The sequence below is a fragment of the Gynurincola endophyticus genome, from assembly GCF_003991195.1.
Classification (GTDB): domain Bacteria; phylum Bacteroidota; class Bacteroidia; order Chitinophagales; family Chitinophagaceae; genus Gynurincola; species Gynurincola endophyticus.
The window spans coordinates 267,558-291,083 of record NZ_RCWL01000003.1 but is presented as its reverse complement, the minus strand read 5'-3'; the positions used below and the strand labels follow the sequence as shown (position 1 = coordinate 291,083).

Annotated in this window: 24 protein-coding genes and 1 tRNA gene; 8 read left to right on the top strand and 17 right to left on the bottom strand. The window is 39.4% G+C overall.

The features are described 5' to 3' along the window. The first annotated feature begins 60 nt into the window (after positions 1-60). Positions 61-882: an alpha/beta hydrolase gene (locus D9O48_RS07830; RefSeq protein ID WP_126972368.1), complete on the top strand. Its 822-nt coding sequence runs from the start codon at positions 61-63 to the stop codon at positions 880-882. A gap of 21 nt (positions 883-903) precedes the next feature. Next, positions 904-2,058 carry a glycosyltransferase gene (locus D9O48_RS07825; RefSeq protein WP_126972366.1) on the top strand — a complete coding sequence of 385 codons (1,155 nt, stop codon included), beginning with the start codon at positions 904-906 and terminating at the stop codon, positions 2,056-2,058. A gap of 59 nt (positions 2,059-2,117) precedes the next feature. Here D9O48_RS07825 and D9O48_RS07820 read toward each other — a convergent pair whose 3' ends face one another. After that, positions 2,118-2,510, bottom strand: coding sequence for a hypothetical protein (locus D9O48_RS07820; protein WP_126972364.1), 393 nt, complete (start codon positions 2,508-2,510; stop codon positions 2,118-2,120). Between the two features lie 132 nt (positions 2,511-2,642). Further along, complete coding sequence (locus D9O48_RS07815) at positions 2,643-3,128, bottom strand: Lrp/AsnC ligand binding domain-containing protein (protein ID WP_126972362.1); 486 nt, start codon at positions 3,126-3,128, stop codon at positions 2,643-2,645. 154 nt (positions 3,129-3,282) lie between these two features. Here D9O48_RS07815 and D9O48_RS18730 point away from each other — a divergent pair. From D9O48_RS18730 to D9O48_RS07800, 4 genes are all read left to right on the top strand, one after another. Next, positions 3,283-3,396, top strand: a tRNA-Asp gene (locus tag D9O48_RS18730). 209 nt (positions 3,397-3,605) lie between these two features. After that, positions 3,606-4,322: a tRNA (guanosine(46)-N7)-methyltransferase TrmB gene (gene trmB, locus D9O48_RS07810; protein WP_126972360.1), complete on the top strand. Its 717-nt coding sequence runs from the start codon at positions 3,606-3,608 to the stop codon at positions 4,320-4,322. Beyond that, entirely contained in the window at positions 4,294-4,497 is a 204-nt protein-coding gene (locus tag D9O48_RS07805) for a DUF5522 domain-containing protein (RefSeq protein ID WP_126972358.1), read from the top strand. The genes trmB and D9O48_RS07805 overlap by 29 nt, the downstream gene beginning before the upstream one ends. Next, a complete protein-coding gene (locus D9O48_RS07800; protein WP_126972356.1) occupies positions 4,478-4,816 on the top strand; it encodes an MGMT family protein in 339 nt (112 codons plus the stop codon). The genes D9O48_RS07805 and D9O48_RS07800 overlap by 20 nt, the downstream gene beginning before the upstream one ends. 197 nt (positions 4,817-5,013) lie before the next feature. Here the strand turns inward: D9O48_RS07800 and D9O48_RS07795 are convergent, their stop codons facing one another. The 15 genes from D9O48_RS07795 to D9O48_RS07725 all read right to left on the bottom strand — a co-directional run bounded on the left by D9O48_RS07795 (position 5,014) and on the right by D9O48_RS07725 (position 21,482). After that, positions 5,014-5,451, bottom strand: a complete 438-nt coding sequence (locus D9O48_RS07795) for a hypothetical protein (RefSeq protein WP_126972354.1) — start codon at positions 5,449-5,451, stop codon at positions 5,014-5,016. 2 nt (positions 5,452-5,453) lie between these two features. Beyond that, on the bottom strand, positions 5,454-6,038 hold the full coding sequence (locus tag D9O48_RS07790; protein WP_126972352.1) for a DUF420 domain-containing protein: 585 nt from the start codon (positions 6,036-6,038) through the stop codon (positions 5,454-5,456). Positions 6,039-6,049: 11 nt separating this feature from the next. Continuing rightward, positions 6,050-6,871 (bottom strand): SCO family protein, encoded by an 822-nt coding sequence (locus D9O48_RS07785; protein ID WP_126972350.1) that lies wholly within the window; start codon positions 6,869-6,871, stop codon positions 6,050-6,052. Positions 6,872-6,977: 106 nt separating this feature from the next. Continuing rightward, positions 6,978-7,394 (bottom strand): cytochrome C oxidase subunit IV family protein, encoded by a 417-nt coding sequence (locus D9O48_RS07780; RefSeq protein ID WP_126972348.1) that lies wholly within the window; start codon positions 7,392-7,394, stop codon positions 6,978-6,980. A 38-nt stretch (positions 7,395-7,432) separates the two neighbouring features. Further along, complete coding sequence (locus tag D9O48_RS07775) at positions 7,433-8,107, bottom strand: cytochrome c oxidase subunit 3 (RefSeq protein ID WP_126972346.1); 675 nt, start codon at positions 8,105-8,107, stop codon at positions 7,433-7,435. A 68-nt stretch (positions 8,108-8,175) separates the two neighbouring features. Continuing rightward, positions 8,176-8,757 carry a cytochrome c oxidase subunit 3 gene (locus D9O48_RS07770; protein WP_233589207.1) on the bottom strand — a complete coding sequence of 194 codons (582 nt, stop codon included), beginning with the start codon at positions 8,755-8,757 and terminating at the stop codon, positions 8,176-8,178. Between the two features lie 29 nt (positions 8,758-8,786). Continuing rightward, positions 8,787-9,689: a heme o synthase gene (gene cyoE / locus D9O48_RS07765; RefSeq protein WP_199750537.1), complete on the bottom strand. Its 903-nt coding sequence runs from the start codon at positions 9,687-9,689 to the stop codon at positions 8,787-8,789. 86 nt (positions 9,690-9,775) lie between these two features. Further along, positions 9,776-11,584 carry a cytochrome c oxidase subunit I gene (locus D9O48_RS07760; RefSeq protein ID WP_199750529.1) on the bottom strand — a complete coding sequence of 603 codons (1,809 nt, stop codon included), beginning with the start codon at positions 11,582-11,584 and terminating at the stop codon, positions 9,776-9,778. A gap of 69 nt (positions 11,585-11,653) precedes the next feature. Further along, a complete protein-coding gene (locus D9O48_RS07755; protein ID WP_126972340.1) occupies positions 11,654-12,778 on the bottom strand; it encodes a cytochrome c oxidase subunit II in 1,125 nt (374 codons plus the stop codon). 74 nt (positions 12,779-12,852) lie between these two features. Continuing rightward, positions 12,853-14,085, bottom strand: coding sequence for a quinol:cytochrome C oxidoreductase (locus tag D9O48_RS07750; RefSeq protein ID WP_126972338.1), 1,233 nt, complete (start codon positions 14,083-14,085; stop codon positions 12,853-12,855). A gap of 54 nt (positions 14,086-14,139) precedes the next feature. Further along, positions 14,140-14,736, bottom strand: coding sequence for a cytochrome c (locus D9O48_RS07745; protein WP_126972336.1), 597 nt, complete (start codon positions 14,734-14,736; stop codon positions 14,140-14,142). A 51-nt stretch (positions 14,737-14,787) separates the two neighbouring features. Beyond that, positions 14,788-15,375: a DUF3341 domain-containing protein gene (locus D9O48_RS07740; RefSeq protein ID WP_126972334.1), complete on the bottom strand. Its 588-nt coding sequence runs from the start codon at positions 15,373-15,375 to the stop codon at positions 14,788-14,790. 50 nt (positions 15,376-15,425) lie between these two features. Beyond that, on the bottom strand, positions 15,426-16,874 hold the full coding sequence (nrfD, locus tag D9O48_RS07735; protein WP_126972332.1) for an NrfD/PsrC family molybdoenzyme membrane anchor subunit: 1,449 nt from the start codon (positions 16,872-16,874) through the stop codon (positions 15,426-15,428). A gap of 116 nt (positions 16,875-16,990) precedes the next feature. Then, positions 16,991-20,149, bottom strand: coding sequence for a TAT-variant-translocated molybdopterin oxidoreductase (locus D9O48_RS07730; protein ID WP_126972330.1), 3,159 nt, complete (start codon positions 20,147-20,149; stop codon positions 16,991-16,993). A gap of 82 nt (positions 20,150-20,231) precedes the next feature. Further along, complete coding sequence (locus D9O48_RS07725) at positions 20,232-21,482, bottom strand: c-type cytochrome (RefSeq protein WP_126972328.1); 1,251 nt, start codon at positions 21,480-21,482, stop codon at positions 20,232-20,234. A 354-nt stretch (positions 21,483-21,836) separates the two neighbouring features. Between D9O48_RS07725 and D9O48_RS07720 the strand changes: the two genes are divergently transcribed. Beyond that, the gene (locus D9O48_RS07720; RefSeq protein WP_233589206.1) at positions 21,837-22,712 is read left to right on the top strand and encodes a phosphoribosylglycinamide formyltransferase; all 876 of its coding nucleotides are present in this window, start codon (positions 21,837-21,839) and stop codon (positions 22,710-22,712) included. A gap of 65 nt (positions 22,713-22,777) precedes the next feature. After that, on the top strand, positions 22,778-23,509 hold the full coding sequence (locus tag D9O48_RS07715; RefSeq protein WP_126972326.1) for a peptidase associated/transthyretin-like domain-containing protein: 732 nt from the start codon (positions 22,778-22,780) through the stop codon (positions 23,507-23,509). The last annotated feature ends 17 nt before the right edge of the window (positions 23,510-23,526 follow it).

Below are 23,526 nucleotides of genomic sequence, written 5' to 3'. Positions count from 1 at the left end.
TTTGCAATTAGTTGAAAATGAAACGTTTTTTTAAATAATCAATTTTCTTAATTTCAACACGTGAATGCGTCTGCCCCAAAATATATAGTCTTTTTAAACAGCAAAATCGGTTATTATCGCATCGGTTCGGGCGATCAGCCGGTTATTGCCTTACACGGCTACGGCGAATCGGGTGCACATTTCGCTTATCTGCAGCAAACTGCCGGCGAGCAAAACCGAACCATTCTTGCGATAGACTTACCTTTTCACGGTCAAACGGAATGGAAAGACGGCCTTACGGTTACTGCAGCCCATTTACAGGGTATTTTCAGGCAGATTCTGGAAGCTGAAAAGCTGAAAAACAACACTTCCTTTGAGCTTTGGGGTTATTCGATGGGCGGAAGGATTGCCTTAGGCTACTTTCAAGCGTTTCCTCTGGAAGTGAGAAAACTGATCATCATTGCGCCAGATGGCATTTATGTAAATCCCTGGTATCGCTTTGCCACTGCTACACAATTCGGAAATATAATTTTTAAGCGCACAATGCAACATCCCACCTGGTTTATGAATCTATTAAATGCAGGTTACCGGTTGAAGCTGATCAATAAAAGTATTTTTAAGTTTGCCACCAATTATGTGGATGATCCGCAGGTACGGCATGACCTGTATATCAGGTGGACGGCCTTCAGAAAGATTCATCCGTCAAAAAACAAACTGTTACATTTGATAAAAAAACATCAGGTACCTGTTACTGGTATCTATGGTGAATTTGACAGAATAATACCTTATTCGAAAGCTGAAAAATTCTGGGAAAAAATTACTTCAAAGAAAAATGTTTTCATCCTCAGTGACGGCCACAAGCTGCTACAATCAAAATATGCATGCTATTTGTGGAAGGACTGAGAATGTTTTTTAATTGTAATCATGATTTACTTCTTATTATGCTTTCTGTTGATGATGGTGATTTACACCTATAAAATATTTCGGTATCAGTCGATATGGGAAAGCATACCTGTTGTTGCAACTTCAACCGGCACTTTGCCCCGTACCGGTATTACGATTATCGTAGCTGCACGTAATGAAGAATTATATATTGGAGAATTGCTGAACGCCTGTATGCGGCAAAATTATCCGAAAGAACTATATGAAGTAATTATCATTGACGACCATTCTACTGACAGAACCGCTTCGATCATACAATCATATGTTGAAAAATTTTCGAATATCCGGTATGTATCGCTGGCCGAGTATACCCACTTGTATCCCCCTACCCTTGCCTTTAAAAAGCTGGCATTAACAATAGGGGTGAAGTTGAGTAAACATCATCTTATTGTTTGTACAGATGCTGATTGTGTAGTTCCGGAAAACTGGTTAGCCATCTATGATCAAACGTATCAACAGCAACAATGGCAGTTTATTGTAGCACCTGTAAGGTTGATTACCAGTTACAATAGTGTAGATATTTTTCAATCACTCGACTTTTTAACATTACAGGGTATTACCGGCGCTGCTGTTGCAAATCAGTTACACGCTATGTGTAACGGCGCCAACCTGGCTTTTACCAAACAGGCATTTGAGCGGGTGAACGGTTATGAAGGAATCGATCATATTCCGTCGGGAGATGATTTATTATTAATGCATAAAATAGTATCTGCATATCCAAAGCAATACGGATATATAAAGTCGGGCGACGCAATCGTGGATACTCATGCGCCTAAAACCTGGAAAGACCTGTTTCAACAAAGAATCAGGTGGGCCAGTAAAACAGGACATTATCAGGATAAGAGCATCACCTCTACACTTATATTGGTATTTCTGATCAATTTATGTTTTGTTATTCTGGCATTCTGCTCGTTGTTTGCCTTTAAATGGTTTACTTTCTTTTGTCTTTTATTATTTGCAAAAGTTTTAATCGAGTACCCGTTTATTGAAGCGGTTGCGAGATTTTTCCAACGCAACCGTTATCTGAAATTTTTTCCGATCATGCAGGTACCTCATATATTCTACACTGTATCGGCAGGTATGCTCGGAAAACTGAAGCACTACCAATGGAAAGGAAGAACAATTCCTACTAAATAAAAAAACACCATTTGAATTAAACAAATGGTGTTACTCGATAGAACATAAATAAAACAATCTTATTTCCTAGAGTATCGGTACGAACCTGTCCACTTGACAGAAGCGCAAGCCTTACTGGTAATTGCGATTTCTACAATGACAGAAGTATTTGCAGGAGTGTTTGTAATAGAAAAGTTATTGAACAAAGCGGCATCTCTTGTTTCGGTAAAGAATGCATTTCCGCCGGCTTCAGGTTTCGCTATCACTTCTATGGTAGCGCCGTTTCCTAAAGAACTGGTTACATTTACAGCGAGGTCAAAATTAGGCCCCGGAGCAGCAGGCACCACAGCACCCGTAGCTGGGTTTGAAGTAGCCGTAATTGCAGTAACACCCTGGCAAGGATCTGTTTCTTTCTTCGAGCCGCCGCAAGAAGTTAATATAGCTACAGCAATCGTAAATAATATTTTTCTCATAATGTAAAAGGTTAATGAGGCGGTTGCAAAATCGGTAAAAAACACTAAAGGGCAAAACTTAATTGAGATGAATTTATCTTATTCATCATTGGTAATCATTATGTCAAACCTGATCTGCACACCTTGCACCATTTAGAAATCCGTATTTCCCGGTGCTAATACCTGTACATTTCTATTAAAACTTTCTTCCAGCGAAATCAGTGTTTCGGTACGTTCAATACCTTTAATTTTTTGTAATTGATCGTGAAGAATCCATCTGAGCTGACCGATATCTTTACATACTACTTCAGCAAACATACTATAGTTACCTGTAGTGTAATTCAACCGTACAATCTGAGGAATTTTTTGAAGTTCGGTGGCCACTGCATCGTACAGGGAACTTTTTTCCAGGTAAATGCCGATAAAAGCAATTACATCATAGCCTAAAAGTTTCCGGTCAACATTCAAACGTGTGCCTTTTACAACTCCGGCTTCCTGTAGTTTTTTTATACGTACGTGGATAGTACCACCCGATACAAACAGTTTTTTTCCTAAATCAGCGTAGGAGATCTCAGCATTCTCCATCATTTCCTGAATGATCTGGAGGTCGAGTTTGTCAAAATTTAATTTCTGTGCCATAATAACAAGCTAAATTGAATATTTCGAAGCAATTTTAAATTACATTAGACGTTTTCTAATTCTTTTCAAATTCTTTTAAATATTTTGCAACATATTGGGCATTTGTTTTAATATTGCAATAGAAACAAACGCAATAGTATTGTTTTTGTCAAAATGTGGAGTGATGGAATTTTTGGCAGACATGCCCTCTCGTCTCGAGGGTGGGGAACTCAGAATAAACTTTATTGCTAACTGCCCCGTGGAGGTTCGAGTCCTCCCTCTACAGCCAAAGCAAGCAACACTTAACCCTTCTGGATTTTTCCGGAGGGGTTTCGTATTTCTAGCCAATTCTTTAAAAACTCCGTTTTAACTATCACAATTTTAGATAGTTTTTATCATTTGGGCAATTTTAAAACAAAATATTTAAAAAAAAACGGATATTTTTTCTTTAAACTTGACTTCCGACATTTACCGCGCTTACCCTAATTTTGCAGCACTATGGGTTTCAAAAAACTAGAGCGTTTTGCAGAAGTGGCTACATTTCCGAACGTATTACAATTACCTAAAGATATGCCCGGTCAGTGGGGCGGTTTCTTTAACAATAATCATCCGATTACACTTGAGCTGGCCTGCGGTAAAGGGGAATATTCAGTCGGTTTAGGCAGAATGTATCCTGAAAGAAACTTTATTGGAGTAGACCTGAAAGGAGTTCGTATCTGGAAAGGAGCAAAAATTGCACTGACTGAAAATTTACAGAACATAGCCTTTTTAAGAACTCCGATTGACCAGATTACCGATTACTTTACCGCTAACGAAGTAGCGGAAATATGGTTGCCTTTTCCTGATCCGCAGTTAAGAACATCGAAAGCAAAGAAGAGATTAACGCATCCTAAATTTCTTAGAAAATATCAGCAGATTTTAAAACCTAACGGTATTATACATCTTAAAACTGATTCGCCTTCACTTTACCGGTTTACAAAGTGGGTGATTGAAATTTATGACCTGCCGCTGATTCAGGATATTGAAGACATTCATGCTACCGGTAATGTGAGCGATGAATTAAAGATTAAAACGCATTATGAAGCATTAGACATAGCAGGGAGTAACCGGATTCATTATCTTCAGTTTGAATTACCGGCAACACTTCTTGCTGAAGAAAAAGATCAACTCTTAAAAGAAAAACTGAGTGAAGAAGTCATTGACAGAAGGACGTGATTATTATATCAATGAAAACGGATTATACGTTTTTACGGCACAATTTCATCTCGACAGAGGTTATTGCTGCGGAAACGGCTGTTTGCATTGCCCTTACGATTATGTAAATGTTGCGGCCTCTAAACAAGATTTTTATCGCCAACGTCAAAAAGAACATGAAAACAAAAAACGATAATTTTTTTGAAGATGTTTTTGAAGTAGTAAAACTCATTCCGAAAGGACGAGTTACTTCGTATGGTGCAATCGCTAAATATCTGGGAACTGCAAAATCATCCAGGATGGTGGGGTGGGCAATGAATCTGTCGCATACACATAAAACAAAAGTTCCGGCCCACCGGGTGGTAAACAGAAACGGAATGCTTACCGGAAAAATGCACTTTAACCCTCCTGAAGCTATGCAAAAAAAATTAGAAGCCGAAGGTATTGTTGTGGCGAACGATCGCATCCAAAACTTTGAGCTTCATTTCTGGGACCCCGTTAAGGAGTTATTGTAGGAATGTTTTGTTGTATTTACTTCTAAGAAGCAGCTCAGCGCAGATTTTATCTGTATAATGTAATCGGTTTTGGGTTGGAGGTGGTAAAACGATCAATAAGCGCATTATAACTCAGTACTTTTAGAGCACACTTTATTAAAAAATCACTTATATCTAACAAGAAAGAGCTACACTGAAACAGTAGTAGCTCTTTTAATTTATTTTAGTACCGGATGTTCTTTGGGTATTTTCAGTAATATCTGTGCGCCCATTCTGGTAGGGAAAAATAAAATCAGAAAGATAAAAACAGAAAACGTTAATATAAGAAACGAACTATTTGCCGTTACAAAAAAACCAAATGAGTCAATCGCAATAATCACAAACAACTGAAACCAAAAGTTTTTGTAACTCACTGAATATTTATTAAACCGTTCTTCAACCGATGAAATATCTTTTAAACCCATCAGCTGCTTTTTAAATATCCGGTAAAAGATAAATGCAGTTGCAGAAACAAGAACGACCACCACCTGCAATATTCTGTCTGCCTGTATAGATACAACTTGTTTTTTAAGCATACTGCTCAATACCACTGCAATCACTGCTGCACCTAAGTAAAACAAGTAGCTGTTTTTGTGTTGGCTGAAGTTCTGAGTCATTATTATTGATAATATGGGCTAATTAAAATATACACTAAAACGCCTGTAATAGAAACGTACAACCACAAAGGCCAGGTAATTTTAGCAATCTTTCTATGTTTTTGCCATTCTCCTGTTAATCCTCTGTAAGTAGTAAATAAAATAAAAGGTAGAATAAACCCTGCGAGTGGGATGTGGGTAATCAGAATAATGTAATAGAAAGTTCTCCATCCACCTACCGCTGCTTTTTCTTCGTCGGTTACAATACCATCTAAATTAATATCTCCGAATTTTGTTTCTCCGGCAAACAGGTGGTGAGCGATATAAGAAACCAGAAAGAGGGTTGACAGTATCATTGCGATCAGCATGATATTTCTGTGCAGCAGGTATTTTTTTGCTTTTACGGCAAACAGAGCCGCTATCAGCGCCACGGTTACTAAACTGTTCAGAATTGCATTAATCAATGCAAAAACGTGTACATCAAAGCCTAAATCAACCTGAAGATGGATTCTGTCTAACGCTACTACGGCCAACAGCACTACAGCAGAAAGGATTCCGATGATCCATTTTGCTTTACGATCATTTTTTTGCAACAAGGGAGACAACATAGTTATTCAATTTAAAAATCTGTAGGTGATTTCAAGTGACTTTTTTTATTCATCACAATCATAAATACAATTACTGCGGCAATGACCATCAGATAGATTGGCCAGAGGCTTTTTATTTTTTCAAAAAGAGCTGATGGTTTGGAAGGATCTTTTTCTACCAGTAAAAGTGTAATATCTTCTCCCAGTTTAGCAAGTTCTTTTTCTTCCAGTCCATTATAATAACCTCTGATCACTCCCCATCGGTCGATGAGAACAAAACGGTCAGAGTGAATAAATGCATCATCTACAATTCCACCATCCTGCAATCCGAGTTTAATTTCTTCCTGTACAAAGTCATAGATTGTTTTTTTATCACCGGTGAGCAACCACCAGATGTCGTGGTTAACATTATATCTGTCGGCATACTCTTTTAATACGGGAACCGAATCCCGTTCCGGATCAATGCTGAAGGATAAGAGGTGGAATTTAGTATTATCAATACGTTTAGTGATATCTTTTAACGTAACCCCATCTGCTATTCTTTTCATATTATGTGTGAGAGAGGGGCAAATGGTAGGGCAGCGGGTGAAGAAGAAGTTAACGACCACAATTTTACCTTTTACGTCATCTAACTGAACAGAGTCACCGAGTTGATTCACTAACTTAATATTATCCAATGGGTGCCATACGGTATCCTGCTTTAGTTTTCCGTTTACAACGCTGGTGGTGATAGAGTCGTAAAAGTAGTGTTTAGGCAATGCTAAATTGCTACTACTCAGATGTCTTACTGTAAAATAACAGATAAGAGGAACGAACAGTACTATAAAAAAAACAGCGATGGATCTTTTATTCACGATACAGTATTTGCGGCAAAGTTAGTTCAACCTAAGGGGAAAAGGAACATATAGGCATTAAAAAAACCATCCTTTACAGGATGGTTTTCTATAATAAAAAAGTGTATTAGTGGATGGCTCCTTCTCCATGAGCTGGTAGTTCGCCCGGCTTTAACGGAGTAGTTGACTTCTCATAATAGAAAGGATCATAAGTATTCTTTAAGTTACCGTAAGAGTTACCATCAGCAATTAATGCGATGATTGCCCAGATGATTAACAGGAATGACATTACGATAGTCATAATAAAGTTCTTGTTTTCATGCTTTAAGTGCATGAATTCGGCAACGATATAGTAAGCTTTAGCTAAAGTTAAAGCAGCAAAAATAAAGTTCAGGAAGTACTTATTGAAAACATGTGTTTGGTCATGTACAATTGCAAAAACCAACTCTACTACGGTGAGAACTAATAAGATCCAGAATGTTCTCCAGATATGTTTGGTAGAGCTACCGTGATCATCATGTGCTTGTGTATGAGTATGTGCCATTTTTAATAAAATTAATTCCTTTTAAAAATCAGTTTTAATTAGAACAGATAGAAACAGGTAAATACGAATACCCATACTAAGTCTACAAAGTGCCAGTACAAACCAGCTTTTTCGATCATAAGGTAAGAACCTCTTTTTTCGAATACGTTATTCAGCGTCATGATTAACATAACAATGTTAATGATCACACCAGAGAATACGTGAAAACCGTGGAAACCTGTAATAGTAAAGAACAGATTGGTAAAGTTGATATTAGCCGGAGTACCATCAATGTTGATGAAAGGGTTAGAACCCCACCAGGCACCCTGGTGATGTAAGTGCCACCACTCCCAAGCCTGACAGCCTAAGAACATAAGACCTCCGATAATGGTGAAAATCATCCATTTTACAACTTCTTTCTTATTTCTTTGATGCCCTGCGTGTACTGCCAGTACCATCGTTACAGAACTCATGATCAAAATAAATGTCATCAGTGTTACGAAGGCCAGAGGCACATTCATTTCACCAATAAAAGGGAAAGATCTGAACACGTGGTTAGGGTCAGGCCATGCATGGCTTGAAAAACGTATTGTTCCGTAAGAGATAAGAAAAGCTCCGAATGTAAAGGCATCACTCATTAGGAAATACCACATCATTGTTTTACCGTACTCAACATTAAAAGGGCTTTTACCTCCTCCCCACAAGTTCTGCTTCGCAGGTGCTGCTTGTTCCATGTTTTCTTATTATTCGATTTAAAAGAATATTTCTAACCTATTTTCAACAGTACGAGACTGCCTTAAAATTAAACATTTATCAAGAAGAAAATGTACAAATAAACCCATAATGCATCTACAAAATGCCAATAAGTGCTAACCACTTCCACAGGTACAACATTATATCTTCTTACTTTAGAGCTATAGGCTCTGAAAAAAATCACAAATAATGCGATGGCGCCACCTAAAACGTGTAATGCGTGCAGTCCGAATATGATATACAAGAACTGTGCTGCACCAGAACCTTCCAGGGTGATGCCGGCGTTCCAAAGCTGACTGAAACCGATTATCTGGCATACTATAAACAGTAAACCTAACAAAGCGGTAATCGTGATCAAAGAACGGTAGCGAAGCATGTTTCTTTCTTTAAATGCTTTTAAAGAAAGGTGCACGGTGGCGCTGCTTGCTAAAATGATAATGGTTGAGTACAGAAATATAACCGGAACTTCTGTTGTTGACCAACCCGGTGCGTGTTTTTTTACAATAAAAGCACTTGTTAAACCGGCAAACGTCATAATGATACTGGCAATACCTACCCATAGAGTAAACTTATGAGGGTGAGTACCTTTGTTTTTTTGATCAATATGTTCGTTTCTCATTTCTGTAACCACAACTGACAGTTTTATATATGCTAAGCATATTATTGAACAATCGGTAATTTATCCAGCAGTAATGCGAACATTACTATAGGTAAATAAAAATAGCTTCCAAACATCACTTTTCTGGCGGCACTGGCTTCCATTTTTACGTAAAGGTTCCAGCTTAAATAAACCATCCAGAGATTTGCGGCTAATAAAATCCAAAAGCTTATAAAGCCACTGATTTTTACAAAGTACGGTAAGAATCCGACCGGAATCATCACCATTGAGTAGATAATCGACTGAATGGCTGAGTATTTTCCAGGTCCTTCCACACTAGGTAAAAGTTTAAACCCGGCTTTTGAGTAATCATTGTGTGCCAACCAGGCGATTGCCCAAAAATGTGGAAATTGCCAGAAAAACTGAATGGCAAATAAAACCCAACCTCCGGCGCTCAGTTCATCCTGACCGGCTGTCCAACCGATTAAACACGGTAAGGCTCCGGGAACGGCTCCGACGAGTACAGAAATTGAGTTAACTTTTTTCAGCGGTGTATATACAAACGCATACAACAACCAGCTGATAAAAGCGATTACCGCACTAAGTACATTAAAGTAAAAAGCCAATATAAAAAGACCTACTAAAAGTGAAACCACTGCAAAAGTCCAGGCTTCCATTTCCGACATTCTTCCAGACGCCACCGGCCTGCTTGCTGTTCTTTTCATTTGTGCGTCGGTATCTTTCTCTACTGCCTGATTAACGGCGTTTGCAGAACCGGTTACCAGCATTCCTCCCAGAAAAAAGAGGAGTGTGAATTTCCAGTTCAACTCTACTACATTTGGAGCGAGTAAGTAACTGATGACGGCACTAAACGTTACCATGAAGCTTAAACTGAACTTGATCAGCTGTCTGTAATCACTCAGCTTATTCTTTACACTAAAAGAATTGTTCATCTTCACGGTCATGGTCTTCACTTTATTTAGTTGGAGGGAAGTAAGGGTTTGAGCCTTACTTCCCTCAGTATATTTCCGGAATGTTTTAGAAAAACATTCTAGTGTTTCGATTCATTCGGATCAATGGGCTCAGTTTGAGGGATGAAATCTCTTCCGTCTTTACTGTAATCATACGCCCAACGATGTACTTCAGGAATTTCACCAGGCCAGTTTCCGTGACCAGGGTTGATTGGAGTAGTCCACTCCAATGTATTTGCTTTCCAGGGGTTTTGATCTTTTACTTTTCTTCCTTTGAAAATAGAATAGAAGAAGTTAAATAAGAACAGGAATTGTAAAGCAAAGGTGATAATCGCAACAATTGAAATGAATTTGTTCAGTTCAGCGAATTGTTTGAACGATTCCCAGATTCCGTAATCCAGGTAACGGCGTGGCATACCTGCAAAACCTTCATAGTGCATAGGCCAGAAGATCAGATAAGCGCCGATGATTGTTCCCCAGAAGTGAATATAGGCCAATGTATTGTTCATATAACGGCCATACATTTTAGGGAACCAGTGGTAAACACCCGCAAACATACCGAAGAAGGCAGATACACCCATTACGATATGGAAGTGAGCGATTACGAAATAAGTATCGTGTAAGTGGATATCTAAAGTTGAGTTACCCAGGAAGATACCTGTTAAACCACCTGAGATGAATAAGCTAACGAAGCCGATAGCACATAACATTGCAGGAGTGAAACGGATATTCGCCTTGAATAAAGTAGTTAACCAGTTAAATACTTTAATTGCAGAAGGAACGGCAATCATCAGGGTTAACAATACGAATACAGAACCTAAGAACGGATTCAGACCAGTTACGAACATGTGGTGCGCCCATACTAAGAAGGCTAATACAGTGATCGCAAACATTGAGATAATCATCGCGAAGTAACCGAAAATTGGTTTACGGGCATTTACAGATAAAACTTCTGATGCAATACCCATCGCCGGTAACAGAATGATATATACCTCAGGGTGGCCTAAGAACCAGAATAAGTGTTGGTATAAGATGGCAGATCCACCTTCGTTAGGTAATGCTGTATTTGTTGAAGCGATAAAGATGTCAGATAAGTAGAAAGAGCTACCTGCGTGACGGTCAAAGATCAACAACACAACACCTGATAATAATACAGGGAATGATAATACTCCTAATACTGCGGTAAAGAATAGTGCCCATACTGTTAACGGCAGGCGATTCATGCTCATACCTTTAGTACGCATATTCAAAACAGTAGAGATATAGTTCAAACCAGCTAAAAGCTGAGAAATGATAAACATTGCCATTGAAATGATCCACAAGTCCATACCCACTTTAGAACCAGGTGAAGCATCACCTAATGCTGACAGGGGCGGGTAAGCCGTCCAACCTCCGGAGAAAGGTCCGGTTTGAACAAATAAAGAAGAGATCATTACGATACTACCGCCGAAGAAGAACCAGTAAGATAACATGTTCATCATTGGCGAAGCCATATCACGTGCACCGATCTGTAAAGGAATTAAGAAGTTCGCGAAGGTTCCGCTTAATCCACCGGTTAATACGAAGAATACTAACACGGTACCGTGCATGGTAATTAAAGCGTAGTAGTTTTCAGCAGAAATTTTTCCGCCTTTAGCCCAACGTCCCAATACATCTTCTAACCATGGGAATGATTCGTCAGGAAAACCTAATTGCAAGCGGAAGAGCACAGACATTAAACCACCGATCACTGCCCAAACCATACCTGTGATAAGGAATTGTTTGGCAATCATTTTATGATCTTGGCTAAACACATATTTTGTGATAAATGTTTCCTTATGATGATGCGCATGTGCTTCATGTGAACCCACCACCTCAGGATGACCGTGCAATGCTACGTCGTTGCTCATGATAAATTATTTATGGTCTATTATACATTCTAGTTACTAATCTACCTTGTATATACTACAAGATTTTTATTATTTGCTGGCTACAGCAGCTGGTGCAGTGCTGTCAGCTGCGGCCGGGGCAGGTGCTGCCTGTGAATCGTCAGCAGGGTGTGCCTGAACGTAAGCCGGAACCTGTTTTGCCTGCCATAAAATATACTCTTCAGCAGTTACCACTTTGATCAACCCTTTCATTGAGTAGTGACCGTTACCACACATCTGGTCGCAGGCAATTTCATACTCAAAACGAGGGTTATTGGTAATTTTTTTCATTTCCTCTGTTGTATATTTCGGCGTAAACCAAAGTGTTGTTGGAGTACCCGGAACAGCATCCATTTTCAAACGGAAGTGAGGTAAACCTACAGAGTGAACAACGTCTCTTGAATTGATGATCAGTTTCGCAGGACGATCTTTAATTAAATAGATCGCATCGTTGGTAACGATATCATCAAAAGAAGCCTGGTCAGCAGTTAACTCTACAGAACCTGCAGGATGTCCTTTACGATCTAACTTATTGATTACGGAATCTTTCCAGATTAAACCTAATTGGTTACCGTTTGCCTCATCAATATTTCTATAATACTTTTTACCGAAGGTATTGTCTTTACCCGGGTAACGATAGATCCATCCGAATTGTTTACCGGTAATTTCAACCTGTAATGATTCTTCCGGAGCGTCACCGGTGATTTTAGTCCAGTAAACCAATCCGAATCCAACCAACACACACAGAGAGATAGCAGGAACAGATGTCCATAAAACCTCTAATTTGTTGTTATGCGGATAATAGAAAGCTGATCTTTTCGGATTATATTGATACTTGTAGCTAAACCAGAACAATAAAATCTGTGTAATGAAAAATACAATACCAGTAATTGCAATGGTAATAATCAACATTCTATCAATGTCTTCTCCATGATCAGAGGCTGATGGAAAACGCAACAAGGTTTTGTCATACAATAACTCGTTACACCACCATACACCTATTAATCCAAGCACCAAGAAAACGATCATTAAGAAAGCATTGATTTTATTGCTTTGCTCAAACGACTTTTTCTCTCCTTTCAGCACAGAAACATACTCACTGGCCTTGGCGATCTGAAATGTGATCAGAAAGCCCAGCGCAAGGATCGCTATCAAAAATAATCCAGTAGTTGTCATGATCTATCAATATGTTTTTATCGGACGATTCAAAGTTTTACAAATTCAATTTTCCCCTCTGCACACACTTACAATTAAGCATGGTGAACAAGACTTTCTTTGGTAAGAGGGTGATTTTTCGCTATCAGCGGGTATTTGCTTAATGCATTACCAGTTGCTAACATGATAATTCCAATAAATCCTGCAGCCACACCGAAATCGAATAAGTTAAGTTCTACATGTTCTTTCAACACACTCGCGAAAACCATTTGGTAAAAATCCAACCAGTGTCCGAAAATGATTACCACAGCCATTACAGCAATCATTGTATAATTTCTCTTCGTTCCTCTTCTCATTAAGATTAATAATGGTGCAAGGAAGTTGATAATTACGGTTGCCCAGAAAATAAAGCTGTAAGCACCTTTGTGATATTCTGTAGTAATACGTGATTGGAAGTAAACAGTTTCCTCAGGAATGTTTGCGTACCAGATCAGCATGTATTGTGAGAACCATAAATATGTCCAGAATACAGAGAACGCAAACATGAATTTACCTAAGTCATGTAAATGTTCGTTATTGGTATATTCTAAATAACCTTTGTTTTTTAAGTAAACAACGTAAAGAGCGATTAAAGACATACCTGCTACAAAAGATGAAGCGAAAGTATACCAGCTATACATTGTAGAATACCAGTGTGCATCGATACTCATCAACCAGAACCACGGGATGGTTGACATTACTGTTAAACCAAACCACACTAAGAACAAAGATGCCCAAACGGTGTTTTTAAAGATATATTTTCTTCCTGCTTCAGCATTCGGTAAAGGATTATTATCCAGTTCACGAGATAGCTTACGCATTTTATATCCTAAAGCGATCCACAGAACGATTGCTAAAACAGTCCAGATAATAAAGAACTTAGAATTTAAGAATCCTGATTTACCCTCAAGGATAGGATCTCCTTCCGGATGTAACCAGTGGTAGATATGCGGATCTACAACTACTAAAGCGATTAATACCAATCCGGCAATAATACCTAAAGGAATAACAGCAACAGAAATGGCCTCTGCAACTCTACGGAATGACATCTGCCATCCGCCTAATGCTAAAGTTGTAGCACAAATAAAGAACATGGCAGCATTTGTTACCAACAGGAAGTAAACACTGTTATGCAACATCGTTGACCAGAATCTAGCTTTATCGTGAACATTTTCACTTGCGCCATACATAATAAAGCCGATGATCACGGATAAAACTCCCACACCTATCAGTGCAAATGACCAGGTCTTGTATCGTTTGGGTATTTCGAAAAACTCTTTAATAGCCATTATCTACAATTTATAAATTCTTTGATCTCGTATTCAGTCTGTTTAAACAAACGGTTATTTACCGGCTTGTTTTTCTTTGATATATTTAATAATCATCCAACGTTGAGTAGTGCTCAATTGAGAGGCATAGCTACCCATTTGTCCTTTACCATAAGTTACTGAGTAGAACATAGTACCCTCAGCCATATTAGTATAGGTTTCGTTAGAAATCAAGTTTGCAGGCTGAGCTGCATAAGGACCTTCAGTACCGTCAGAACGTTTGTACAAAGGACCTTCACCGTTTAGCTGAGAACCGTGGCAGATACCGCAGTTAATTAAATACAAGCGCTCAGCTTCAGTATATTGTTGAGGAGTTAAGTTCACCAAAGGGTTGGCAACCTTTGCTGAAGCCTCATAATTTTTTGTTTCACCGGCTGCATCCATCGCAATTGGGAATGGGTGCAACTCACCTCTTTTGATAGTACCTGGTACCGGGCGGGCATTGTAGAAAATGTCCTGCTCCTTCAGATTATCATACGAAACATATGTTTCATATGCACGGCTGTAAGCCATGTCAGGCATATAGGTTTTACCAGCATCTTTACGCACACTATTGCAACTCCACGCTACAACAGCCAATACTAAAGCAACTATGATGGATACTTTTTTCATTTGTAACTTTTTGTCTTTAACAGTAAAACAATTTTGAATTACTTACTGTTATTAGTTATGCAGAACGGTTTCGTTTTTGTATTCGATAGCTTTTTCTTCCTTATCGTAGCGGCCGAACCACCAACCGGTTTCAGCAACTTGTGTGTTTACGTCGGAAGCACCGATATTCTTTAAGAAATTGGTGATTTCAGCTTCGTCTCCACACTCAATAACCATCACGAAAAGGTCATCGGTAGCTCTTTCATGAAAATGGTGTTTTTTCACAAATGGAGCCAGCTGGCATAAGTAACAGAAAGTAAGTACCATTCCTACTGCGGCAAATAATACCGTTAACTCGAAAGTAATCGGAATCCATGCCGGTAAAGCGAAATGCGGTTTACCACCGATATTTAAAGGCCAATCACTGGTTAAAATCCAGGTAATAGAACTTAATGCTACGGTTGTTCCTGTAATGCCATAGATAAATCCGGCAGTGTGTAAACTGGTATCGCGTAAGCCCATCGCTCCGTCTAAACCATGTACAGGAAATGGTGTATACACATCGTGCAGTTTATATCCGGCTTTACGTACTTTTTTTACTGCATCAAACAAAACTCCCTCTTCGTCAAAACAACCAACTACAAATTTTTTAACAGCCATATACTGATTTTGAGTGTTCTTAATTCAATTGTTTGCTCTGTAACTTTCTATTAATGATGATCCTGATGAGTATCATGATAGAATTTCTCCAGGCTTTCTTTTTCAGCTTCCACCCAGTGTTGTTTATAATTATCACCAGATCTTTTCAGGATATGCTTGATCTCCGCAATTGCAATAACCGGGAAGAATTTAGCAAACAGGAAGAAGCAGGTAAAGAATAAACCGAATGTACCCAGGTAGAATCCGATTTCCCAAATTGTAGGAGTATAATAAGTACTCCATGAAGATGGTAAATAGTCGCGATAGATAGAAGTTACGATAATTACAAAACGCTCGAACCACATACCCACGTTAACGATGATTGACATGAAGAACGTTACCACGATATTTCTTCTCAACTTGCGGAACCAGAAAATCTGTGGAGAGATTACGTTACAAGCCATCATTAACCAGTAACTCCAACCGTATGGACTAAATATGTTTAATCTGTTTTCGTTAAATGCATAAATCTCATATGGATTTCGGCCGTACCATGAAATGAATAACTCGGTTAAGTAAGCGATACCTACAATAGAACCGGTTAATACGATTACTTTGTTCATTACCTCGATGTGTTCGATCGTAATGTAATCTTCCAGCTTCAATACTTTACGTACAATCAATAATAGTGTTTGTACCATCGCGAATCCAGAGAAGATCGCACCCGCAACGAAGTAAGGAGGGAAGATGGTGGTGTGCCATCCCGGAATTACTGAAGTTGCGAAGTCAAAAGATACAATCGTGTGTACTGATAATACCAGCGGAGTAGATAAACCTGCCAATACTAACGATAAACTTTCATGACGTTGCCAGTGTTTGGTAGAACCAGTCCATCCGAAACTTAACAACCCATATGTGAATTTTCTCCATTTCAGTTTCGCACGGTCACGAACTGTTGCAAAGTCAGGAAGTAACCCTGAATACCAGAACAACAATGAAACGGTAAAGTAAGTAGAAATCGCAAATACGTCCCATAATAACGGTGAGTTAAAGTTCACCCATAAAGGACCACGAGTGTTAGGGTAAGGCATTACGAAAGGCGCCATCCATACACGACCCATGTGCCAGATCGGGAACTGACCCGCACAGATTACGGCGAAGATGGTCATTGCTTCTGCAGCACGGTTTACACCGGTACGCCATCCCTGACGGAATAATAATAAGATCGCAGAAATAAGGGTACCCGCGTGACCAATACCAACCCACCATACGAAGTTGGTAATATCCCAACCCCAACCGATGGTTTTGTTAAGATTCCACTGCCCAATACCATAGGTAACATCACGATAAATAGAGTAAACTCCAAATAACAATAATGCAACCGAAATAATGAAGCCCATCCACCATAGACGACTTGGGTTCGTTTCTATCGGACGAACAATGTCTTCCGTAACCTGGTGATAATCTTTAGCACCTTCTACCAACGGGCCTCTTACATGCGATTCGTACTTTAATGCCATATATTTTAGCTTTAAGTCGCGCCACTTCTCAGCAGCTGGTTTCGACCAAAAAATTTATATAATAGAGCGTAAACCCTTTTTTATTATTTACTCAAACCGATTTCGCTTACCGGTTCTTAGTGATGTGCTTCAGCAGCAGGTTTTGTTTTAGGCTCATGTTTTTCAGCGCTTAAAACACCGCTATTGCTGATATCATCTGAGTTTCTAACCTTAGCTAAATAGTTAACGTTCGGTAAAACGTGTAACATTTCTAATGCATGGTAAACTCTCAGGTTGTTCTCAGCACGTACTTTGCTGATTTCACTTTCAGGATTATTAGCGTTACCGAATACAATCGCATCAGCAGCACATGCCTGTTGACAGGCAGTTTTAACGTCACCGTCAGCTAATGGACGATTTTCTTTTTTTGCCTTTAATTTTCCTTCCTGTAAACGCTGTACGCAGAATGAACATTTTTCGATTACACCACGAGAACGAACAGTAACATCCGGGTTCAATACCATTCTTGTTAAGTCATCGTTCATCATTAATACAACATCATCCATTGAACCTTCGTCAACTAATGGCTGCTGGTTGTTAGCAAAGCTATCAGCACCTGTATAATCAGCCCAGTTGAAACGACGTACTTTATAAGGACAGTTGTTCGCACAATATCTTGTACCGATACATCTGTTATAAGTCATCTGATTTAAACCTTCAGAACTGTGGTTAGTAGCAGCTACCGGACAAACGTTCTCACAAGGAGCATTATCACAATGCTGACATAACATTGGTTGGAATACCGTCTGAATGCTATTCGGGTCTTCAGGATTACCGCTGAAGTAACGGTCAATTCTTAACCAGTGCATATCGTGGAAACGCGCAACTTCTTGTTTACCAACAACAGGAACGTTGTTTTCTGCATTACAAGCTACCACGCAGGCACCACAACCATAACAGCTGTTTAAGTCGATACTCATACCCCATTTAACCCCAGGTTTCGGAAGCTGAGGATATAATGTACCTTCTTCAACGAAGTTCTCGATTCCACCGAAATGGTGTAATTCAGTTTCACGTTCGTTGTAAATAACTTTATTATCAGCCTGGAATTCTTTCAGAGTGGTTTCTTTGATCACCTCTCTACGTCCTTCGTAGCTATTGTGTGTTTGAACCTGAGCAACTTTGAATTTCTTTCCTGTATTTTCGATAGATACATTAGCAGTATGCCAGTCTACCGTATTTCCGTTGAAGCTTAATAAAGGATAAGCATTTTTACCAACCGGAGTACCGTCCTGAGCAATTACAGCTCTACCGATTTCTTTTGCTCTACCGAAACCAACCGCAATTGCAAGTGTTTCAGCTTCTGTACCAGGAATGATCAGGATAGGAAGTTCTACTTCTTTACCATTCACTGTAACTTTCGCAAGCGGCTTCATTACATTGATCTCGTAATCGTTCGCCTGACCAACTTTAGTTAAGTCAATTTTGAAAGTTTCTTTTGCTACCTGCGGAGAAACGATGATGTAGTTATCCCAGGTTGCTCTGGTGATTGGGTCTGGTAATTCTAACAACCATGGGTTGTTACCGTTTTTACCGTCACCTAAACCTACTTTCTGATAAACTACCAGTTCAAGTCCGGCAGCAGCTTTTTTCGCAGCATTTGCTGCAACGGCTGTTGCTACTGCACCGCCATTGAAAGCAGCTCCTGTTACATTATTATTTGTTTCAACAATACCGTCTTGTAAAGCCTGGATGTAGTTTGAATCTCCACCCAATTTAGCAGTCCAGTATGTTTTAATATAATCTGCGTAAGTTTCAGTAGCACCTGTCCAGATCAATAAAGAATCCTGGAATGGTCTTGTTTTGAAGAGAGGGTTAATGGTTGGTTGCACCATGCTGTAAGAACCTGCTTTCGGTTCTGCATCGCCCCAGCTCTCTAAGAAGTGTGGAGCGGGTAAGATAAATTTACACAGCTGGCTGGTTTCGTCTTCTCTGTCGTTAAATGAAATAGTTAATTTCACTTTACTCAAAGCGTTTGCGAAACGGCCACCATCAAAATATTCATAAACAGGGTTAGTACCGTAGATTAATAAAGCACCTACTTTACCAGCTTCCATGTCTGCTACCAAAGCAGCCATTTCGCTATCAATACCCTGATGAGTTAATTGCGGAGCTGCCCAGTTGATCGTAGTTCCGTTTGCACCGATTACTTCGTTGATCGCATTGATAACGATCTGAACATTTACATCGTTGCTGTTGGCTACTACTAAACCAGCGCCTTTATTTGCATTTAATTCTGCTGCGGCTTTCTGAACGCCTTCTTTAACAGAATCGCTCACACCTGTAACAGACTCGCCTTTTACAGCGCTATATAAAGCATTCACTACAGCCGCCTGCTCAGATGGTTTGTGCGTATAGCGGGCATCAGCGTTAGCACCAGTCATTGTCATGATGCTTTCGAACTGATAGTGTTTGTTTAATGTAGGATTGTTTTGGTTAAGTTTTTTACCTGCAGTATATCCGTGCTGGAATTCAACAGGGTTTAACCAGGTACCAAGGAAGTCAGCACCGAAGCTTACAATTACCTTAGCACTTTCAAATTTGTATGAAGGGATAGCTTTTTTACCGTAAGTAGCCTCATTTGCGAGAATCATACCGCTGTGCGATACGTTGTCAAATTGAATATGGCGACCTGCTCTTTTAGCTAAGAAGTTCTTGATGATGTCTTTAGTAGTCGGTGAAGTAATTGTGCTGGTTAACACTACCACCTCTCCTGAAACTGCTGCAAATTGCTCTGCAAGCGTTTTATCGATTGCTTCATAATCAGCAGCTACACCGTTTGCTTTCGCATGACGTAATCTTGCAGTATCATAAAGATCTAAAACCGAAGCCTGAACTCTGGCTGTTGTTCCGCCGTGTGTGAAAGAAGACAATGTGTTTCCTTCTAATTTGATCGGACGGCCGTCACGAACTTTAGCGATTACAGGAATTGCTTCACCACCGCTGATATATGTTGTAGCATAGTAATCAGCTACACCCGGAACAAGGTTTTCTGGTTTGTTTACATAAGGGATTGCCTTACGTACAGGCGTTTCACAGCTAGCAGCTGCCATTGCTGCTGCAGTGCTGAAACCTAAATATTTCAAAAAGTCTCTACGTGATGCAGGAGCATTGGCTAGTCCTTTGTCAGTACCTTCGAATGGTAAACTCTCAGGAAATTCATTTTCTGACAATTCTTTATGGACATCACTGTTGTTGAGCTCTGAGAAACTCTGCCAGTACTTTTTATTAGCCATTTATCGTAAAATTTGAAAATTTGCAATTATTCGGATCAGTGATCCTTTATTGTTGATCGGTATTTTTAAATATCACTCCCGATTAATAGTGACATTTCTGACATTCTGTACCGCCGATATCAGCAACGGTTACACTGTCTCTTTTTCCTTCTTTGATTTCGTTATGGAACTTCTCGTAAAGGCTATAGAATTTATTGCCTTCGCCGTTTTCTCCACCAAAGTTCACTTTAGTTTCACGGTGACAGTTCACACACCATCCCATACTTAAATCAGAGAATTGCTTTACAACATCCATGTTCTGGATATCTCCGTGACATGTTTGACATTGTACACCACCTACAGCAACGTGTTGAGAGTGGTTGAAATATACGTGGTCAGGTAAGCTGTGGATTTTTACCCACTCGATACCTTTCGCATCACCTGTATATTGTTTAGAAGCAGGATCATATCCTACCGCCGCATAGATTTTTTGAATCTCCGCAGTACCGTCTACTTCTTCCCCGTTTTCACGGTAAAGCGTTTCTCCGGTATACTCGTTAACAGTCATGTGACAGTTCATACAAACATTTAACGAAGGGATATTCGCATGCTTGCCTTCCATCGCACCACCGTGACAGTATAAACAGTTGATCTGGTTTACACCTGCGTGCACTTTATGTGAGTAGAAAATCGGCTGGTCAGGCTGGTAATCTTGTTGACGGCCTAAACCGATCAAACCTTTGGTAAGATTAAAACCACCGATAATGAATAAAATGATTACTACTAAAGCAATGTAGGTTTTGTTTAAATAGAATGGAACAGGCTCGCCGGCTGGGATGCCTTCTTTTTCATCAGCTAATTTTTTCAAATTGCTGTTTACCTGTAACATTACTAAAGCTACTACCGCAAGAATTAAAGTCAGAATTCCGTACAGAATGGAATTGTCTTTTTCTTCAACAACTACATTTCCACCTGCGTTACCCGCAACTTTAGGCTGATAGGCTTCCACATAAGCTAAAATAGCATCGATCTCCTCATCAGTTAACTGAGGATTCGCGTTCATCGGAACTTTATTCCACTTGATATAAAGATCATTGAAATACTTGTTTCCGGAAGCCAGTACTTTTTGTGGATTTCTGATCCAGGCATGTAAAGCCTCTTTGTCTTTAACTCTGTCTTCTACTCCTTTTAATGCCGGACCGGTCAGATCTTTGTCTGGCTTGTGACAAGTGGCACACTTGTCAGCAAACAAAGCTGCACCGTCTTGAGCCTGAGCACTTTGCCCGAATGCTAAAACAGTTACTAATAACGCACTTAAAAGGGTTCTTATCGCAATTGGTCTTAAGTCAATCATATCAGTTGAATATGACGAGATTATGTGGAAAAATTTCCTGAATTGGGTGCAAAAATAAGCCAGGATTTCAACAAAATATCAACATTGTTAAAATTTTTTTGATGCAGTACCAGAGCGGGTTTCAGCCGATTTTACATCAGTTTTACAAAATGTCATGACATAAATGTCATGTTTTTGTCACCTTTTTTCCTGTCATTTTTCGGTAATTTCTTAAAAAACTACCGCTGATTTCCTCAAAATCTCAGAGTTTTGAATTTTAGGCCTCTCTATTTAACTGCAAAAGTCCGTAAAAAATTATCAATCAAAGTGTTTTTTTCGTTTTTTCTATAATTTATTTTGATGCAATTTTGCCTCATGTTCAAAAAATTGCAATCAAAGTGGGCTGTATCGCCCCTTCAACTCGTACTTGTTTTAATCACTTTTGCAGTAGGCGGTAGTTTAAGCGGCGTTATTGCACGGGCTATTATGAGTCAGTTTAATATTTCCAGCAAACTGATTTATCTTCCACTTTATCTGTTCGTAGTTACTTTGGCATGGCCTATTTGTGTGTTATCCGTGAGTATTTTCACGGGCCAGTTTTCCTTTTTCAGAAAATATCTGGTTAAACTGGGTGTTAAATTCCGACTGATCAGCCCTATCCGCGCAATTGATCCATCCGGTACCGTTAACATTGCTGTCTTTGCTTCAGGAGCCGGCTCCAACGCCCAAAAAATCATCGATCATTTCCGCCATCACCCTACTATTAAAGTAGCGCTGATCGTTTGCAATAAACCACAGGCCGGCGTATTAACCATTGCCGGTAATGAAAATATTCCTGCCCTGCTTATTGAAAAAGAAACCTTTTTCAGAGGAAATGCCTATGTTCCACAACTGCAGGACTTCGATATTTCTTTCATTGTACTAGCGGGTTTTCTTTGGAAAATACCTGATGCCTTAATTAAAGCTTTCCCGAACGCAATTATCAACATCCACCCCGCTCTCTTACCTAAGTTCGGCGGCAAAGGAATGTATGGTATGAATGTTCATCAGGCAGTAATTGAGGCAAGAGAAAAAGAGTCGGGTATTACGATTCATTACGTTAATAATCATTACGACGAAGGGGAAGTTATTTTTCAGGCTACCTGTTCTATTGACGATACTGATACCGCCGAAACACTGGCCGCAAAAATCCACCAGCTTGAACATCAAAACTTTCCGGCAGTCATCGAAAATTTGTTGAAACAACGTTAAATCAGCTCTTTAATCACACTTTAAGTTCTTTATTGCGAAATATTTTTTTAGCTTAGTAGCTGCTCATGAAGTATTTCTACTCTTTATTTTTTTTATTGTTTGCACTTATTAGTTCGGTTGACGCTCAGGTGAGGGTCAGCGGGCGTGTGTACAGTAAAAGCAGAACCCAGTTCATTCCTGGTGTTACCGTAATGAGTAATAGCGGTAGAGGTACTATGACCGATTCATTAGGGAAATATGTGATTTATTTAAACGAAACCGATTCCATCTGGTTTTCATACCAGAATAAATCCACACAAAAATTCAGTTTAAACGACTTTCCCAATCCACAAAACTTTGAAATTTCTCTGCACGTACCACCGGATATGTTGCCGGCTATTACGGTTTATCCCCGTAATTACAAGCTTGACTCCATCCGTAACCGTGAGGAATATGCCAAAGCTTTTAATTACCAAAAACCTGGCCTGGCCACGTCTGTTAGCCCCGGAGGCGGTGCAGGACTTGACCTCAACGAACTTATCAATGTATTCAGTTTCTCCAGAAATAAGAGAATGTCGCAGTTCAGAGACCGATTGTTACAGGAAGAGGAAGATGCTTATGTATATTCCCGCTTTTCCAGAGCACTTGTTATCAGACTTACCGGTTTGAAAGACAAAGACCTTGACTATTTCATGATAAGATACAAACCTCCGGTACAATTCGTAACATATGCTACAGAGTATGAGTTACAATCATATATAAAAAAGTGTTACTTACAGTTCACATTTCAATTAGCTGATCCCCCAAAACAATATTAACTTGTGCATAAACCTTA